The sequence below is a fragment of the Agrobacterium sp. 719_389 genome (assembly GCF_900188475.1).
Lineage (GTDB): Bacteria > Pseudomonadota > Alphaproteobacteria > Rhizobiales > Rhizobiaceae > Agrobacterium > Agrobacterium radiobacter.
The window spans coordinates 68,227-84,849 of the sequence record NZ_FYEM01000002.1 but is presented as its reverse complement, the minus strand read 5'-3'; the positions used below and the strand labels follow the sequence as shown (position 1 = coordinate 84,849).

Sequence of the window (16,623 nt, the reverse complement as noted above, 5' to 3'; positions counted from 1 at the left end):
GTATCAACCGCCAAACCGTGGCGCTTTTTCGTCAAGCAGGGCGTTGATTTCAGAAACGGCCTGGGCAGCGCCACCAGCATTGTCAAAAACGCCGCTGCGCATCGCCACGAACTCCACACCGGTTTCGGCCACGGCAACAACTGAGGACACGTCCGTGCCACCCATAACGATGGCTGGAATTTCGATCATCGACGCCCACCACTCACCGAGCGCCAGGTTTTTAGGGTGCGCCTCGGGCTTGATGTCGCCTTCCAGCTTTCCGAAAAACACATAATCCGGATTGGACTCGCCCTGCTCAAGAGCCTTGTGACGGTCATCCGCACTGCCGCCGCCGACGATCAGCTTCGGCGTGAATTTTTCCACGGCTTCTGCCAGCGCCTCGGCATTGCCGGCCACATGCAGGCCATCCGCCTTCACGCGACCGGCAACACGGCTGTCACCGGCAATGAGCGCCGCCGCACCGGCCTTCTGGACAACTGGTACGATCAATTCGGCGCGTTTCTGGAAAGCGGCGTCATCCAGACCATATTGCGGAATGATGACGGAAGCGACATCGCCGCCCCGCAATGCTTCTTCCACTTCCGTCGCCTGCTTTTGCGCGTCGTCCGATTGCGGAACGATCAGGACAAGGCGGCAACGATCTTCAACTAGGGTCATCGGTTCGTCCATTTCAGACAGAAGACGCTTGCTGCGCAATCTGCACTCGTTTTCATATGACAAATCCGATAAACCGGACCGGCGAAAGGATCAACTGTCCATCCATGCTGACCGATTTTCATTTTTATCTCGTCGCCATCCCCGCAGTCATGCTCGTCGGCCTCTCCAAGGGCGGGCTGGGCGGCGCACTGGCGCTGATGGGCGTGCCGCTGATGGCGCTTGCCGTATCGCCCGTGCAGGCCGCCGCAATCTTCCTGCCGATCCTGATCGTGATGGATCTCGTGGCGCTTTGGGCCTGGCGGCACCACAACCACCGGGAAACGCTCCTCATCACACTGCCCGGCGCAATCGCCGGCATCACGCTCGGCTGGGCGACCTCAAGCCTCATATCCGCTGACGCCATGCGTCTCGTCGTCGCCTCGGTGACGATCCTGTTCGTGCTGCGTTATTTTCACGAGAGTTTCAAAAGCCGTAAGGGGCAGGAAATTCCGGCCAAACCGCAAAGACCGGCTGCTGCCACGCTCTGGTCCAGCCTTTCCGGTTATGCGAGCTTCGTTGCCCATGCGGGTGGACCGCCCTTTCAGATCTATGTTCTGCCGCTGAAGCTCGATCCAAAGACCTATACCGGCATGAGCGTGCGCTTCTTCGCCATCATGAATGCGATCAAGCTCATTCCCTATTTCGCGCTCGGCGCGCTCGACGCCACCAACCTCAAGACCTCGGCCAGCCTCTTGCCGGTGGCGATGCTGGCGACGCTTGCTGGTGCAAGGGTGGTGAAATATCTGAAACCGTCCGTGTTTTACCCGCTGATGTATTCCATGGCGCTGATTGCGGCACTGAAACTGCTTTGGGACGGGTTGCCTTTCTAGGCTCAGGGAGCCACTAAAAGGCCCTGGCAGCACGCAGGTGCCGTCAGGGCCGAAAAGGTACCGTCAGTCCTTCATTGAAGGCTGCGGTTTGGCATCAATCAGTGCCTTGTGGAGGCTTTAAGCCTCTGCAGTTCATCCTTCAGGCGCAGTTTACGGCGTTTGAGGTCGGCGATCTCTCTATCGTCAGAGGACGGGGAAGCAAGAATACTTTCGAGCTCCTCCTCCAGAGCACCGTGTTTCTTTTCGAGCGATGCAATATGAGCCTGAATGGTCATGCGGCACGTCCTTCCATTTTTAAGCCTACCTCCAGCTCTCCATCGCTGGAGTTTCAGGTTTGCGACGACAATGTGACACGGATCGCTGGTCTTGTCGAAGGCGAAATGAAGGCAATAAGTGGGCAATTTGGTCGCAAGGGATAACTTCCCGTTACCGCGATTTGATGATAGAGGCTCGTGAACGATCACAGACGCGCCGGAGCCGATCCGGCTAGCATAAAATGGGGATGACGAGATGCCCGATCAGGACCAGGCGGACATCAGGCTCACGCTGGCGCGGCTGCGCCAGGAGCATGAGGATTATGACGCGGCGATCAACGCGATGATCCAGACCAGCTGCGATGCGCTGAGAATACAGCGTATGAAAAAGAAGAAGCTGGCCGTCAAGGACAAGATGACCCAGCTTGAAGATCAGGTCATTCCCGATATCATTGCCTGAGCCGGAGAGATTACGTGACAGCAGAAACGCCCCCCGTCGCCATCATCATGGGCAGCCAGTCCGACTGGGAAACCATGAAGAACACCGCCGATACGCTGGATGCGCTCGACATCGAATACGAAGCCCGCATCATTTCCGCCCACCGCACCCCGGACCGGCTTTATGACTTCGCCAATGGCGCGAAGGACGAAGGCTTCAAGGTCATTATCGCGGGCGCCGGCGGCGCTGCCCATCTGCCCGGCATGACGGCCTCGATGACGCCGCTTCCGGTGTTCGGCGTTCCAGTCCAATCGAAGACGATGTCCGGTCAGGACAGCCTCTATTCCATCGTGCAGATGCCCGCTGGCATCCCCGTCGGCACGCTCGCCATCGGCAAGGCCGGCGCGATCAATGCGGCCCTTCTTGCCGCTGCGGTTCTGGCGCTGAGCGACGAGGACCTCGCCGACCGGCTGGATGCCTGGCGTGCGCGCCAGTCGGCAGCCGTCGCCGAATATCCCATGGACAGCGCCCAGTGACGACCGAAGTGATGGCAAAGACGACCAACCTGACCATCGGCATCATCGGCGGCGGGCAGCTCGGGCGCATGCTGGCGATGGCCGCAGCCCGTCTCAACCACCGCACCATCGTGCTGGAACCGCAAGCCGATTGTCCGGCTGCGCAGGTCTGCAACGACCAGATCGTCGCGGAATATGATGACGAAAAAGCGCTTGCTGAACTCGCAAGCCGCTGCGATGTCGTCACCTACGAGTTCGAAAACGTGCCTGTCGCGGCCGCCGAAAAGCTCAGCCTCTCCGTTCCCGTCTATCCGCCGCCACAGGCGCTCAGCGCCTCGCAGGATCGGTTGACGGAAAAACGCTTCCTCAACGGCTGCGGCATCCCGACCGCCGATTTCCGCGCCGTGGACAGCCAGGAAGAGCTGGAAACTGCTCTCACCGCTTTCGGCGGCAAGGGCGTGCTGAAGACCCGACGCATGGGTTATGACGGCAAGGGCCAGCGTCTCTTCCGGGGCGGCGAAGACCTCGCGGGCGCCTTTGCAGCGCTTGGCGGCGTGCCGCTCATTCTCGAGAGCTTTGTGGCCTTCGAGCGGGAGATTTCGATCATCGCCGCCCGTTTCCAGGACGGGACCGTCACCTGTTATGATCCCGCCGAGAATGTCCATCTGAACGGCATTCTGCACACGTCCACTGTTCCGGCAGCGCTCTCCGATGCTGCGAAGGCCGTCGCGGTGGTGTCAGCAGAGAAGCTTCTGGCCGCGCTCGAATATGTCGGCGTCATCGGCATCGAATTCTTCGTCCTGCCGGATGGTTCGCTGGTCGCCAATGAAATGGCGCCGCGCGTTCACAATACCGGCCACTGGACGGAAGCGGCCTGCGTGATCTCGCAGTTCGAGCAGCATATCCGAGCCGTGTCGGGTCTCGCCCCCGGTAGCACGGAGCGCCATTCGGATTGCGTCATGACCAACCTAATCGGCGACGACATCAACGATGTGCCGGCATGGCTGTCGAAAAAAGACTGTCTCGTGCATCTCTATGGCAAGACGGAAGCACGGCCAGGCCGCAAGATGGGCCATGTGACCGAGCTTCTGCACACAGGAAAAGCCTAGTCTTTTAAGGCAAAGGCACGGCCAAGTGTTGACAGGCAGGGCTCAAACGGGTATCTGCCTGCCAACCCAAAAGAGCGCGCCCCGTTGCGCGCTTTTGATTGTTTGAATAGCACGGCAAAATCCGTGCAAAACTGCGGACCAGTAAAATGAAGATCAAGAATTCGCTTAAAGCGCTTAAGGCCCGTCATCGCGATAACCGCCTGGTTCGCCGCAAGGGCCGCGTCTACATCATCAACAAGCAGAACCCGCGCTTCAAGGCTCGTCAGGGCTGATTGACTGCGGTTCGCGATGGTTTCGCGGATCACTTTGTTGACAGTGCAGAAGTTTGCATTTGATATTGGGCGCAGCCGGGTTAAGCTTTAACCCATGCGCCCAAATCGTTTTTGCACGACTATCATCCTCGCCCAGGGCTTCCTGCTTTCAAGCCTCCCGCTTCCGGGAATGGCTGCCATTGCCTATGCGGCGGACGGACAACCAGCTGCCGTGGTGGACTCCGCGCCTTCACCCGCCAAAACCATCGACACTCTTTTTGCATCGCTGAAAAAAGAACGGAATGCAGTCAAGGCGCGCAGCATTGCCAACCAGATCGCCTCCGAATGGAATGATTCCGGTAGCGCGACAATCAATCTCCTGATGCAATGGGCGGGCGAAGCCGCCGACGAAAAGCGTAACGCCGCCGCTTACGATTTTCTCGACCAGGTTGTTTTGCTCGATCCTGACTATGTGCAGGCGCCGTATCGCCGCGCCATGGTCCATTTCGCCGATGGCGATACCCGCAAGGCGATGGCGGACATCAATCTGACGCTGGCAAGGGAGCCGCGCTATTTCCCGGCGCTCGCAAGCCTTGCCAACATCCTCGAAGCCTCGGGCCGCGACGAGTTGGCGCTGAAGGCTTGGGAGCGTTATCTGGCGCTTTATCCTGCGGACAAGGACGCCCGCAAGGAAGCTGCCGACCTCTCGGAAAAGCTGGCGGGTACGCGCGGCTGAATTCGATAGCCACTGATTTTATTTATTGGACTTAGCAGGGTTTTATTTTGGCAGAGCAGAATGAATTTAAAGCAGCCGAAAGTCTTTTAAACTCTATCGGAGACAATCCGAGTTTCGATATAAGCGAGTTCATAGATCGGATTTCCGTGGCTGAGGATTGGGGAAAACTCATCGTCGCCCATATCTATTTAGATCACATCGTCACTGAAGTTTTGAACACGCATCTCGATCATCCCGCATCATATTTCAACGGCCACAGATCGTTCGCTGAGAAACTCAGCCTATGTCAGGCGCTGGGATATTTTCGTGATGAATTCGGCAATGTTCTAAGGGCGGTCAATAACTTACGGAACAGGTTTGCGCACAAACTGGTATTCCACGTTTCGGACGAGGAGAAGCGCAATTTGTTTCGTACTCTCACGACGGAACGCGCCACATCCGAAGTGACCCGTCCAGGCGGCTTCGAGGAGTTTCTGTTCACAGTCGTTATGTTTGCAGAGATTTCACGATCCGCGGAGGAGCGCCAAGCCGAATTGTCAAAAGAGCACAAATTCGTAAGTGAAAAAATCCTAGAGCTCCTTATCGCCAACAAGGACGTGTTGGACAATAAGATTTAGCTGTAGGGCGCACGCGGAAGTCGCCCCACAGCTAGCTGTTAATTATTATTCCATGCCGAGCGCAGCCATGTAGGTCTGAAGAATGGTTTCTTCTTCGATGCGCTCATTGGCGTCTTTCTTACGCAGGCGGATGATGGTGCGGATCGCCTTGGTATCGTAACCACGACCCTTTGCCTCACCGATGACATCCTTGATATCGCCCTGGATGGCAGCCTTTTCTTCTTCCAGACGCTCAATGCGCTCAATAATCTGGCGCAGTTCTGCGGCGGCGACGGTTTCGGTGGTGCTGGTATCGTCCATCATATCATCCTTTATTGGCGGCCCGCATGCGAGCCTTGTTCATCATTCCGGGCGAAGCCTTCGCCGGCCGCTGCCAGCGGGCAGCAAAATTCAGGCCTGTGAACTGCCCACTGAAAGGCGTCCCGTCAAGTCGTTTCCGTCGATCAGAGGTTATTCCCTTGGCCGGTTCTGCTCAAAGGCGGCTTTCTGGGTATCACTCGCCTCCGCCTGATATTTCTCTTTCCAATCCTCATACGGCATGCCGTAGACGATTTCCCGGGATTCATCCTTGCTGAGAGGAGCGCCGGCCTCCTCGGCCGCTTCCCGATACCAGTTGGAAAGGCAGTTGCGGCAAAAGCCCGCGAGATTCATCAGGTCGATATTCTGCACGTCGTGACGTTCGCGAAGGTGCTTCACGAGGCGGCGGAAGGCCGCCGCTTCAAACTCGATCTGCCTGTTGTCGTTCTCTTTCGTCATGGCGAAACTCCAGGCTCAATAGGGGCCGGTGCGGGAGGCGAAAAGCTGATATTCATGCAAGACGGGATCGTCATTCATTGCGGCGAAAATGGGAGCGAGCCGATCCGACCATTCGGCGATCCCCTCTTCATTCGCGATCAGATCCTGCCGAACCTCGAGAAGCGCATGCGGTATGCCCTTCATCATGCAATGACGATACATGGTGTCGCCCTTCAGCGCCCCGTCATAGGGTTCGTTGTCACCCACGAGGATATCCCCGGTGGCGCGCAGATGCGCCAGAAGCGGATCGACCGCCCGATGATCGGTATCCCAGAGAACCGCCGCATGCCATGGCCGCGGCGTTTCCTTCCAGAACGGCGTGTAGGAATGCAGCGACAGGACGAGAGGCGCTTCTTCCGAGGCCTCGGCCACGCCGGTAAGCACACGGTCCACGGCATTGTGATAGGGCCGGTGAAAAATCTCGATCCGCCTTTGCCATTCCTCGTCCGAAATCGGATGATTGCCGGGGATGATCGCCCCGTCCGAAATCTTCATGATGAGAGTGGGGTCATCCTCGCCGCGATTCGGATCGATCAGGAGCCGCGAAAACCGCCCGAGCACCGCCGGCACGCCCAGGCGCGCGGCAAGCGAGCGCGTCAGCCCTTCTATACCGATATCAAATGCGATGTGGCGATGAAAAGCGGTTTGCGGAAGGCCAAGTTTGCCGTAGTGTGCCGGCAGGAGGTTCATGGCATGGTCCGCCAGAAGAACCATGCCTTTGTCATAATCGCCTTCTATGATTTCATAGGGTATGAAGTCGTTCATCGATGATTTTCTGGGGCAGGATTGAGGAGAGAAGCTTGATGGCATGGCTTGAGGCCGGGCGCAAGTTACGGCGGCAGAACAGCCATCTACCTTATCGCACTCATGATCCCACGAACAATATAATCGATTAAACTCGCGTTGACTTTCTTGGGCGGCCACGCCAAGAAGTGTGTTCATTATAACCATGGAATCCGGATGGAAGCCGTGACTCAGTCATCTCTCGCTCTTCCTCGCCACTTCAGGCATATCGCCCGTCTTTTTTCCGCAGCGGCATTGTTTTTGACCCCGTTCATGATCGCGGCACCCGCGCATGCGGATTTTCGCGTGTGCAACAGCACGCAGAACCTCGTGGGGGTCGCAATCGGCTACCGGGCACAGGAGGGCTGGGTCAGCGAAGGCTGGTGGCAGGTCCCCTCTTCGACCTGCGCGACGCTGATCGAAGGTGAGCTGCAGTCACGTTATTATTATCTCTATGCCGAAGATGCCGCCCATGGCGGCCGCTGGACCGGTGACGTCAACATGTGCGTGGCGGAGAACGAGTTCAAGATCAACGGCGTGGACGATTGTTTTGCCCGCAGCTTCCAGAGAATGGGTTTCAAGGAATATGACACGGGCAGACAGGGCAGCTGGATGGTCCAGCTTTCCGATACGCCAGGCACACAGGGAAATCAAAACTGATGAAGCGTAACCGCAAAGTCAAAATTCTTGCAACTCTCGGCCCGGCCTCTTCCGAAGAGGCGATGATCGAGAAGCTGCATCTTGCTGGCGCCGATCTTTTCCGGATCAACATGAGCCATGCGAGCCACGACGTGATGCGGACGCTCATTCAGCGCATCCGCTCCGTCGAGAGCCGTACCGGTCGTCCCATCGGCATTCTGGCCGACCTGCAGGGTCCCAAGCTGCGCGTCGGAAAATTCGCCGAGACGAAGGTCGATCTGGTTCCGGGCCAGACCTTCACGCTTGATAACAACGACACCCCCGGCGACAACACCCGTGTTTTCCTGCCGCACCCTGAAATTCTTGAAGCGGTCAAGCCCGGCCACCGCCTGCTGATCGATGATGGCAAGCTGCATCTGCGCGCTGAAAAGAGCGACGGCAAGAGCATCGTCACGACAGTCATTTCCGGCACCCGCATTTCCGACCGCAAGGGCATCAGCCTGCCGGATACGCTGCTCGGCGTCGGCGTTCTGACCGACAAGGACCGCGTCGACCTCGATGCAGTCCTCGAAACCGGTGAAGTCGACTGGGTGGCGCTTTCCTTCGTCCAGCGTCCGGAAGACCTGGCGGAAGTGCGCAAGATCGCACGCGGCCGCGTCGGCCTGATGTCCAAGATCGAAAAGCCGCAGGCTGTCGAGCGCATCGAGGAAATCATCGAGCTTTCCGACGCGCTGATGGTTGCCCGCGGCGACCTGGGTGTCGAAATGCCGCTGGAAGCCGTTCCCGGCATCCAGAAGCAGTTGACCCGCGCCTGCCGCCGCGCCGGCAAGCCGGTCGTGGTCGCCACGCAGATGCTGGAATCGATGATCACTGCACCTGTACCGACACGCGCCGAAGTCTCCGACGTCGCGACCGCCGTCTTCGAAGGCGCTGATGCCATCATGCTGTCGGCTGAATCCGCCTCCGGCGACTACCCGGTCGAAGCGGTTTCCACCATGGCCTCCATCGCCAGCACGGTGGAGCAAGACCCCTATTATTCCAATATCATCTATGCGCAGCGCGCCCAGCCGGAACCGACAGGTGCCGACGCCATTTCGCTTGCCGCCCGCCAGATCGCCGAAACGCTGAAGCTTGCGGCGATCGTCACCTATACGTCCTCGGGCACGACCGGCCTGCGCGCCGCGCGCGAACGGCCGCAGGTACCGATCATTGCGCTGTCGCCGATCATCCAGACCGCACGCCGCCTGTCGGTCGTCTGGGGTCTGCACTGCGTCGTCACCGGCGATGCCAGCGACCTCGACGACATGGTGAACCGCGCTTGTCGCATCGTGGTTTCCGAAGGTTTCGGCAAGCCGGGCGATCGTATCATCATCTCCGCAGGTGTGCCGCTCGGCACCCCCGGCGCGACCAACATGGTGCGCATCGCCTATATTGGCTCGGACGGCCAGAGCGGCGTCTGACGCCTCGCAACATAAGCATGAAAAAACCCGCCGTCGCCGGCGGGTTTTTTATTGGCTTTTAGCCATCTGATAGAACTGGCTCAGTGCATCTTCACCGGCGTGCTGAAGCGGCTGGATTCGATGGCCACGGCGCCCGGCTTGAAGCTCGCCGAAGTGGCGGAAGCCGACATGTCGTTGCTGAGCATGCGGTTGGCGACAACACGCGGCGCTTTTACGGAGCGTCCGGTCGCGCCCTTGTTCTGGTTGAGCGCCCAGTCCGAAATAAGGTCCTGCGTCAGGCGTCCACCACCCACCATGGCCTGTTGGGAAACGGCGGCATCCTGCCTGCTTGGACGCGAACCCTTGGTCGGCATGCCGGCGCTGAGGCCGCCATTGATGGCGGGCTTCAGGTCAAAAGCATCACCGAAGCCAGCCTGCGGTTCGGCCTTGGCCGTTTCGGCGGGTGCGACGGTAACCTTGTGGTTGACGGCAGCCGGGAATGGCGCAGCTGTCGGCATGGCAGCCGACTGGACCTGCGACCGGGCAGCCTGACCGCTCTGTTCAAGAGCGGCAACCACCGTCGGCGAAAGCGTATCCTGTTGCGCCTCGGCGAGATCGTCCTCACCTTCCGAATCGGCATTTGCAGCCGCGAGCAGGGCTTCCGCCACGGCCGGACGGTTGGCCGGAACCGGAACGGAAGCGAGTTCGCCGGTCGCAGCCGGTGTCGCACCATCGGCGGAAGCCGTCAGGATAGACCCTTCCGCATCACCCTTCATGCCACGCGGGCCGAGAAGTGTGGGTACGGGCACGGAAACCTCAGCGAGATCAGCAAATTGCTGGCGCTCGGCCGGAGCTGACGTCGGCGTCGGCGTGGTCGCTGCCTGCAGGGCGTCCTGCGCGGCATTACGGGCCGGAGAATAAAGGGCTGTTGCAAGGCCGGTATTGGCAGGCGGCTGGTTGCCGAATGCGGGACGAGCCGTCGGCAGCGGCGCATCATTCACGCCGGGAAGTGCCTGTGCCGAAGCAACTGCAATGGTGGGTTCAGGCTCGGGAGCTGCCTGCTGCGGAGCCGCCGGGCGAGCAACAGCCGGGCGTTCTGCGGGCTCCGGCGCTGCGATGCTATCGGGATCTTCATCCTCGTCGCCACCGCCAAAGAGGGCCTGCAACAGGGTCTTGCGCTTGCCGCCGCCGGAGGAGGCAGGGCCGGCACCGGCGCTGGAAGCAACCTGAATGGAGGAGGAGTTGACGCGCTTCTTGTAATCGGCGAGCGCCTGTTCATAACCGGGAAGCGGCTTGCCGTCGGACGGAAGGTGCAGCGTATTGCCGTTCGGGAAGATGCGGACGAGTTCCTGGCGGCTCATACGCGGCCAGGCGCGAACGCCGCCGACATCCATGTGCACGAAGGGAGATCCCGAGGTCGGATAGAAGCCGACACCGCCGATCTGCATCTGCATACCAATTTCACGAAGGCGGGCAAGCTTCACACCGGGGATATAAAAATCCATGGCCTTGCCGAGCATATGCTGGCTTTTTTCCGCGACACCCTTGGTGCGCGTCCGCAGCAGACCGTTGGTCTCCGGCGAGCGGAAGGCCGAAACGACGTTGATGTAATCAGTCGCACCACTGCGGCGATAAACTTCCCAGACGAGGTCGAAAAGGCGCGGGTCCATGCGTGTCGGCTGGTTGCGACGCCAGTCGCGCAGGAACCGGTTCAGCTCCTGCAGGCCCTTCTGGTCATATTTCCCATTGCGCTTGAAGGTGATGACCGCCTTCTCGCGTGTATGGATATAATACAGTTTGAGGCTGCGCGTCTCGGCGGCGGCTTCCGTCGCCGAAACACCTACGAAGGGCATTGCGGCGAGCATCAGGCAGGCAAAGGTGACAGCGCGCGCCGACAGCTTCGTGCATATATCCTTGATCAAGCCGCGCGCGATCCTGGTCGAAAGCGCGTTATTCCGATGCAGATATGGCAATTCGATCCCCGCCTGGAAGACAATTTCTGTCACATTGCCTCAAATGAACGTCAAATACGGTGACACGATGGCAAAATTGCCACACACATACAACCTTCCTCTACATAGTGAATCAGCCACTAACAAGAGGTTTATAGACGGTAAGCGGATATCCTTGCTCAGAAGTTAACGAATTTGCGATCTGCCTTCGAATACGCGGTCGCTGCCTTCAGGCTGCATCTCGAAGGGGATCGTCGGGATCAATGCCATAATCCTTCAGCTTGCGATAAAGCGTCGAGCGGCCAATGCCGAGCTTTCTGGCGACCTGGCTCATCTGCCCGCGATAAAAGCGCAGGGCGAAACGGATGAGTTCTTCCTCGATTTCCGCCAGTTTGCGGATATTGCCCGACTCATCCATGCTGGAGATCAGATTTCCGCCCCGGTAGATGGTGGTGGAAATATCCGACGGCTCCTCGATGACGGCATGGCTTTCAGCAGCCGCCGGCGGGGGCGGTGAATAGGCCGCAAGCTTCAGCGACGCCCCTGAAGGCGCGCGGATGAGATCATCCGCATCATCGCCGGTCGCAAATTCCGGCAGCTGCAGTGCGATCTGCGGAAAATCGGAATCTGACAGTTCCTCGCCCTGCGACAGCACCACGGCGCGGAAAACGGCGTTCTCAAGCTGGCGGATATTGCCCGGCCAGTCATAGGCGGTCAGCAGCGCCAGCGCGCTGGCGTTGAGGCCGACGGGATTGGGCAATTTCTGTTCCGCCGAAAAGCGCTCGGCGAAAACCCGTGCGAGATGCGGGATGTCTTCCTTGCGGCGACGCAGTGCCGGAATGGTGATCGGAAAGACGTTGAGGCGATAATAAAGGTCCTCGCGGAAGCGGCCTTCCTTAACCTCCTCGATGAGGTTCTTGTTGGTGGCGGAAATCAGCCGCACATTCACCTTCTGCACCCGTGCGGAGCCGACGGTTTCGATTTCGCCCTGCTGGACCGCGCGGAGCAGCTTTACCTGTACGTCCAGCGGCAGGTCGCCGATTTCATCGAGGAACAGCGTGCCGCCATCCGCCTCCATGAATTTGCCGACATGTTTTTCCGTAGCACCCGTGAAGGCTCCCTTTTCATGGCCGAAGAGGATGCTCTCCACCAGATTATGGGGAATGGCGCCGCAATTGACAGTGATGAAGGGCTTGTTCGTCCTGTCGCCGGCCGACTGGATGGCCCGGGCGACCATTTCCTTGCCCACGCCGGATTCACCTTCAAGCACCACGGGGATGCTGGACTGGGCGGCGCGCTGTGCGAGTTCAATGACCCTCAGCATTGCCGGGCTTGCGGAAACGATATCGGTAAAATTCACTGCATTGCTCCGTCCGCGCCTTCCCGTGCGGGCTTTTGCCTCTCTCCTGTCGAGCTTGAGCGCATTGGAGATGGCGGCGCCGATCCTTTCCGGCGAGACCGGCTTCACAACGAAATCGAAGGCGCCGGCGCGCATGGCCTGCACGACGGTATCGATGCCGCCCTGTCCCGTCTGGACAATGACGGGAACGTCTGTGCCGAGTTCGCCGACGACCTTCAGAAAGCTAAGCCCGTCCATTTCCGGCATCATCAGATCAAGGACGACGACATTGATCTCGCCGCTATATTGCTTGAGCAATTCCAGCCCCGCTTTGCCGTTTTCGGCAAGCAAGGCGAGATGCCCATAACGTTCCACCGCATTTTTGAGCAGGCGGCGCTGGACGGGATCATCGTCTATCACGAGAACATGCGCGGTCATTTTTAGCTCCGGTTTCCGGTTTATGGACCTGCTTCATGCGGTCCCTTATTCCGCACTCTGGCATGGGAGACTTGAACATCCAGTTTTGAGAATTGCTTGCATTTTATCCATTGCCGCGGGAAACAAGGTCCCCATATGCTTCGCACGCATAATCAGAAGGACATGTTGGATGACCCTCAACCGCGCTACCCCGCAACCCGTCTTCTCCCTTGCCGAAACCTCCGGCCCAGCGCTTGGCGATCTGCCCGGCTGGAAGCTCTCGGATCTCTATCCGTCGGGGAATTCACCGGAATATAAGGGTGATCTCGAGAAGGCGGCGTCGATGGCGGCGGCTTTCGAGGGAAAGTGGAAGGGAAAGCTCGAAGCCGCCGCGAAGGCCACGGGAGAAAACGGCATCGGCACCGCGCTGAAGGAATATGAGGCGCTGGACGATCTCATCGGCCGCATCGGCTCCTTTGCCGGGCTCACTTATTTTTCCGATACGTCGAACCCGGCAAACGGCAAGCTTTACGGCGATGCCCAGGCGAAACTGACGGATATTTCCGCGCATCTCCTGTTTTTCACACTTGAACTCAACCGCATTGATGACGCCACGATGGACGCCTGCATGGCCAATGATGCCGCGGCGGGCCACTACCGCCCATGGCTCGTGGATTTGCGCAAGGACAAGCCGCACCAGCTCGACGACCAGCTGGAGCAGCTGTTCCTCGAAAAATCCATGACCAGCGCGGCAGCCTTCAACCGCCTCTTCGATGAGACGATGGCCGATCTGCGTTTCGACATTGACGGCGCAAGCCTTCCGCTGGAAGTGACGCTCAACATGTTGCAGGAGCCGGAACCGGAAACCCGAAAGAAAGCGGCGGAAGCGCTGAGCGCCACTTTCAAGGACAATCTGCGGGTTTTCACCCTCATCACCAACACGCTTGCCAAGGACAAGGATATTTCCGACCGCTGGCGCAAGTTCGAGGATATTGCCGATAGCCGCCACCTGGCGAACCGCGTTGAGCGCGAGGTGGTCGACGCCTTGGCGGCAGCAGTCAAAAAGGCCTATCCGCGCCTTTCGCATCGTTATTACGCCATGAAGGCGAAATGGCTTGGCATGGAGCAGATGAATTATTGGGACCGCAATGCGCCGCTTCCCGATACGTCGAACACGATCATCCCCTGGGATGAGGCCAAGGATACCGTGCTTTCCGCCTATGGCAATTTTGCCCCCGAGATGGCCGATATTGCCCGCCGTTTCTTCGATGAAGAGTGGATCGACGCGCCGGCCCGCCCCGGCAAGGCGCCGGGCGCATTCGCGCATCCGACCGTGCCCTCGGCCCATCCTTATGTGCTCGTCAACTATCTCGGCAAACCGCGTGACGTGATGACGCTTGCCCATGAGCTTGGTCATGGCGTTCATCAGGTTCTGGCCGGCGAACAGGGCGCCTTGATGTGCGCCACGCCGCTGACGCTTGCCGAGACAGCCTCCGTTTTCGGGGAAATGCTGACCTTCCGCAAGCTGCTTGACGACACCAAGGACATCAGGGAACGCAAGGCCATGCTCGCCCGCAAGGTCGAGGACATGATCAATACGGTCGTGCGCCAGATCGCTTTCTACGAATTCGAGCGAAAGCTGCACACCGCCCGCAAACAGGGAGAACTGACCTCCGAACAGATAGGCGAATTGTGGCTTTCCGTTCAGGCCGAGAGTCTCGGTCCGGCGATCCGGATTTCCGAGGGCTACGAGACCTGGTGGACTTATATCCCCCATTTCATCCATTCGCCCTTCTATGTGTATGCCTACGCCTTCGGCGATTGCCTGGTGAACTCGCTTTATGCGGTTTACCAGAAGGCCGAGACCGGCTTTCAGGAGAAATATTTCGAGCTTCTGAAGGCAGGCGGCACCAAGCACCATTCGGAGCTTCTCAAACCCTTCGGCCTCGATGCGACCGATCCGTCCTTCTGGGACAAGGGACTTTCAATGATCGAAGGACTGATTGACGAACTGGAAGCGCTGGATAACAAACAGGCTTAATCTCTTCCGCCGGCAGGGCTATCCTATTTGGGACAAGCCGGTTGATATTGCCGGCAGAAGACACCGGTAGACAAATCAGGCGACGAACACAGGCTATGAAACGCAAACCCGCCGATCTGACCTTGAGGGAAACCCTGCGCTGGGAGCCGCAGACCGGCTTTCAGCGCATCGACCAGCATATGCGCCGATTGCTGCGCTCCGCCGACGCACTCGGCTTTCGCGCACCGGTCAATGCGGTGCAGGTGCTGGAGAAGAAGGTGAGCGGTGAAAAGCCGCTCTGCGTCAGGCTGGTGATGAACTACAAGGGCGAACTCGATATCGAAACCGCCGATTTCCAGCCCTTGCAGCAGGATGCGGTCTGGCGGGTTCGCATCGCGCGGCAGACCAGGCTCGATTCCTCCGACACCTTCTATCGCCACAAGTCCTCTCGCAGGGAGCCCTATGACGCCGCCCGAGCCGAATTTTCAGCTGACGAGGCAGATGAGGTGCTGCTGCTCAACGAGCGCGGTGAATTATGCGAGGGCTCCTCGACCAGCATTTTTGTCGAAATGCCGGATGGGCAATTGCTGACGCCGCCACTCGACAGCGGCATTCTGCCGGGTGTGCTGCGCGCCGATCTGATCCGCGAACGCAGGGCGCGCGGACAGGCGCTGAAACCGGAGGACATTACCGGCCGGAAGCTGTTCGTCGGGAATTCGCTGCACGGGCTGATTGCGGCGGAGCTTGTTTAAACCGTCACCGCCAGAAGCCGGTCCCGCCCTTTCTCCTTGGCCGCATAAAGGGCCTGATCGGCACGCAGGAAAACATCGTCGGCGCTCTCCGCCGCCTGGTAGACGGTCATACCCGCCGAGCAGCTATAGGAAAAATCCGGGAATTCGGAAAGCGGTCTGGAAAGGCGCACTTTCTGCAGCAGCCGCTCAACGATCTCCTGGCCTTCGGCAACCGAACTGCGCGGCAAAATGAGCATGAATTCCTCACCGCCGATCCTGCCGAAACAATCCACCCGCCGGATGACGGAGTGGGCGATGGTGACAAAATCGCGCAATACCGCATCACCGCATTTGTGACCGAAGCGATCGTTGATCTGCTTGAAAAAATCGATGTCCAGCGTGCAGAGGCAAAAGGGCGCCTCACGCCCCTTGGCGACCTGCTCCACCTGCAGAGCGAGCTTGGCGAAGACGAACCGGCGGTTTGCCGTTCCCGTCAATTCATCCGTCTGCGAGGCGCGCACCGCCAGATCCCTGTCCTGCCGCAGGGTTCTGTAACCCTGGCGAAGTTCGGTGACGTCGCTTGCGACGCACAGCATCCAGCCATCCTGCTGCACCGTCTCGGTCATCCAGAACCAGCGACCGTCATAGAGGTCCATCTCAAAGGCGCGATAGGGCAGCTTGCCGCGCCGGGACTGCGCCGAGAGCAGCCATCCCTCGAAATCATTGTTGCGGATGACGACACCGGTGCGCAGCCGGTGGTTCAGCCGCATGATATCCGCCCAGGTTGGCAAATCACCGTCGGCAAGCTGAAAGCTTTCCCGAAACGACGGATTGGCATGGCGCAACCGGTCCTCGGAATCGTAAAGGGCGATAAGAACGGGGGTGGCACTTTGAAGCGCTGCGACACGCTCTAAAAGATCATTCAACAGGCAACTCCCCTGTGATGGCGAAAAACTCCCCTGCCGTCATCCGGTCAGAGCGCCCCCAAGCCTCTGGACGTACAAACGAAAAGGAGAATTTAATTATAAACGCACTCTCTAAAATGCGAAGAGGCAGAAATG

Annotated in this window: 19 protein-coding genes; 11 read left to right on the top strand and 8 right to left on the bottom strand. The window is 59.0% G+C overall.

The features are described 5' to 3' along the window. Positions 1 to 3 precede the first annotated feature (3 nt). Positions 4 to 657, bottom strand: a complete 654-nt coding sequence (locus tag CFB10_RS04095) for a thiamine phosphate synthase (protein WP_026364044.1) — start codon at positions 655 to 657, stop codon at positions 4 to 6. Between the two features lie 104 nt (positions 658 to 761). Between CFB10_RS04095 and CFB10_RS04090 the strand changes: the two genes are divergently transcribed. After that, positions 762 to 1,526 (top strand): sulfite exporter TauE/SafE family protein, encoded by a 765-nt coding sequence (locus tag CFB10_RS04090; protein WP_026364045.1) that lies wholly within the window; start codon positions 762 to 764, stop codon positions 1,524 to 1,526. Between the two features lie 98 nt (positions 1,527 to 1,624). Here CFB10_RS04090 and CFB10_RS04085 read toward each other — a convergent pair whose 3' ends face one another. After that, positions 1,625 to 1,801, bottom strand: a complete 177-nt coding sequence (locus CFB10_RS04085; protein ID WP_003506164.1) for a YdcH family protein — start codon at positions 1,799 to 1,801, stop codon at positions 1,625 to 1,627. Between the two features lie 235 nt (positions 1,802 to 2,036). Between CFB10_RS04085 and CFB10_RS04080 the strand changes: the two genes are divergently transcribed. From CFB10_RS04080 to CFB10_RS04055, 6 genes are all read left to right on the top strand, one after another. Further along, positions 2,037 to 2,240, top strand: coding sequence for a YdcH family protein (locus CFB10_RS04080; protein WP_003497661.1), 204 nt, complete (start codon positions 2,037 to 2,039; stop codon positions 2,238 to 2,240). Positions 2,241 to 2,287: 47 nt separating this feature from the next. Further along, positions 2,288 to 2,755: a 5-(carboxyamino)imidazole ribonucleotide mutase gene (gene purE, locus CFB10_RS04075; protein ID WP_034501397.1), complete on the top strand. Its 468-nt coding sequence runs from the start codon at positions 2,288 to 2,290 to the stop codon at positions 2,753 to 2,755. 11 nt (positions 2,756 to 2,766) lie between these two features. Beyond that, positions 2,767 to 3,843, top strand: coding sequence for a 5-(carboxyamino)imidazole ribonucleotide synthase (locus CFB10_RS04070; protein ID WP_026364046.1), 1,077 nt, complete (start codon positions 2,767 to 2,769; stop codon positions 3,841 to 3,843). A gap of 146 nt (positions 3,844 to 3,989) precedes the next feature. After that, positions 3,990 to 4,115 (top strand): type B 50S ribosomal protein L36, encoded by a 126-nt coding sequence (ykgO, locus tag CFB10_RS04065; protein ID WP_003497670.1) that lies wholly within the window; start codon positions 3,990 to 3,992, stop codon positions 4,113 to 4,115. A 94-nt stretch (positions 4,116 to 4,209) separates the two neighbouring features. Continuing rightward, positions 4,210 to 4,830, top strand: a complete 621-nt coding sequence (locus tag CFB10_RS04060; protein ID WP_020012238.1) for a tetratricopeptide repeat protein — start codon at positions 4,210 to 4,212, stop codon at positions 4,828 to 4,830. Positions 4,831 to 4,877: 47 nt separating this feature from the next. After that, positions 4,878 to 5,447 carry a hypothetical protein gene (locus tag CFB10_RS04055; protein WP_020012239.1) on the top strand — a complete coding sequence of 190 codons (570 nt, stop codon included), beginning with the start codon at positions 4,878 to 4,880 and terminating at the stop codon, positions 5,445 to 5,447. A 45-nt stretch (positions 5,448 to 5,492) separates the two neighbouring features. Here the strand turns inward: CFB10_RS04055 and CFB10_RS04050 are convergent, their stop codons facing one another. The 3 genes from CFB10_RS04050 to CFB10_RS04040 all read right to left on the bottom strand — a co-directional run bounded on the left by CFB10_RS04050 (position 5,493) and on the right by CFB10_RS04040 (position 7,007). Then, positions 5,493 to 5,750: a DUF2312 domain-containing protein gene (locus CFB10_RS04050; RefSeq protein WP_026364047.1), complete on the bottom strand. Its 258-nt coding sequence runs from the start codon at positions 5,748 to 5,750 to the stop codon at positions 5,493 to 5,495. Between the two features lie 147 nt (positions 5,751 to 5,897). Further along, positions 5,898 to 6,203: a DUF1244 domain-containing protein gene (locus CFB10_RS04045; protein ID WP_020012240.1), complete on the bottom strand. Its 306-nt coding sequence runs from the start codon at positions 6,201 to 6,203 to the stop codon at positions 5,898 to 5,900. Between the two features lie 15 nt (positions 6,204 to 6,218). Then, entirely contained in the window at positions 6,219 to 7,007 is a 789-nt protein-coding gene (locus CFB10_RS04040; protein ID WP_020012241.1) for an N-formylglutamate amidohydrolase, read from the bottom strand. Positions 7,008 to 7,298: 291 nt separating this feature from the next. Here CFB10_RS04040 and CFB10_RS04035 point away from each other — a divergent pair, with 291 nt between their 5' ends. Both CFB10_RS04035 and pyk read left to right on the top strand, forming a co-directional pair. Then, a complete protein-coding gene (locus CFB10_RS04035; protein ID WP_020012242.1) occupies positions 7,299 to 7,685 on the top strand; it encodes a DUF1036 domain-containing protein in 387 nt (128 codons plus the stop codon). Continuing rightward, the gene (pyk, locus tag CFB10_RS04030; protein ID WP_003506145.1) at positions 7,685 to 9,124 is read left to right on the top strand and encodes a pyruvate kinase; all 1,440 of its coding nucleotides are present in this window, start codon (positions 7,685 to 7,687) and stop codon (positions 9,122 to 9,124) included. Before CFB10_RS04035 ends, pyk begins: the two co-directional genes overlap by 1 nt. A gap of 80 nt (positions 9,125 to 9,204) precedes the next feature. Here the strand turns inward: pyk and CFB10_RS04025 are convergent, their stop codons facing one another. Both CFB10_RS04025 and CFB10_RS04020 read right to left on the bottom strand, forming a co-directional pair. After that, positions 9,205 to 11,109: a DUF882 domain-containing protein gene (locus CFB10_RS04025; protein WP_020012243.1), complete on the bottom strand. Its 1,905-nt coding sequence runs from the start codon at positions 11,107 to 11,109 to the stop codon at positions 9,205 to 9,207. A gap of 175 nt (positions 11,110 to 11,284) precedes the next feature. After that, complete coding sequence (locus CFB10_RS04020) at positions 11,285 to 12,832, bottom strand: sigma-54 dependent transcriptional regulator (RefSeq protein WP_020012244.1); 1,548 nt, start codon at positions 12,830 to 12,832, stop codon at positions 11,285 to 11,287. 169 nt (positions 12,833 to 13,001) lie between these two features. On the opposite strand from CFB10_RS04020, the gene CFB10_RS04015 reads away from it, so the two are divergent. Together CFB10_RS04015 and CFB10_RS04010 are read left to right on the top strand one after the other, a co-directional pair. Continuing rightward, the gene (locus CFB10_RS04015; RefSeq protein ID WP_020012245.1) at positions 13,002 to 14,852 is read left to right on the top strand and encodes a M3 family oligoendopeptidase; all 1,851 of its coding nucleotides are present in this window, start codon (positions 13,002 to 13,004) and stop codon (positions 14,850 to 14,852) included. Positions 14,853 to 14,947: 95 nt separating this feature from the next. Further along, positions 14,948 to 15,583 carry an aminotransferase class IV family protein gene (locus CFB10_RS04010; protein ID WP_020012246.1) on the top strand — a complete coding sequence of 212 codons (636 nt, stop codon included), beginning with the start codon at positions 14,948 to 14,950 and terminating at the stop codon, positions 15,581 to 15,583. Here CFB10_RS04010 and CFB10_RS04005 read toward each other — a convergent pair. Beyond that, positions 15,580 to 16,488 carry a GGDEF domain-containing protein gene (locus CFB10_RS04005; protein WP_020012247.1) on the bottom strand — a complete coding sequence of 303 codons (909 nt, stop codon included), beginning with the start codon at positions 16,486 to 16,488 and terminating at the stop codon, positions 15,580 to 15,582. The genes CFB10_RS04010 and CFB10_RS04005 overlap by 4 nt on opposite strands. Between the last annotated feature and the right edge of the window lie 135 nt (positions 16,489 to 16,623).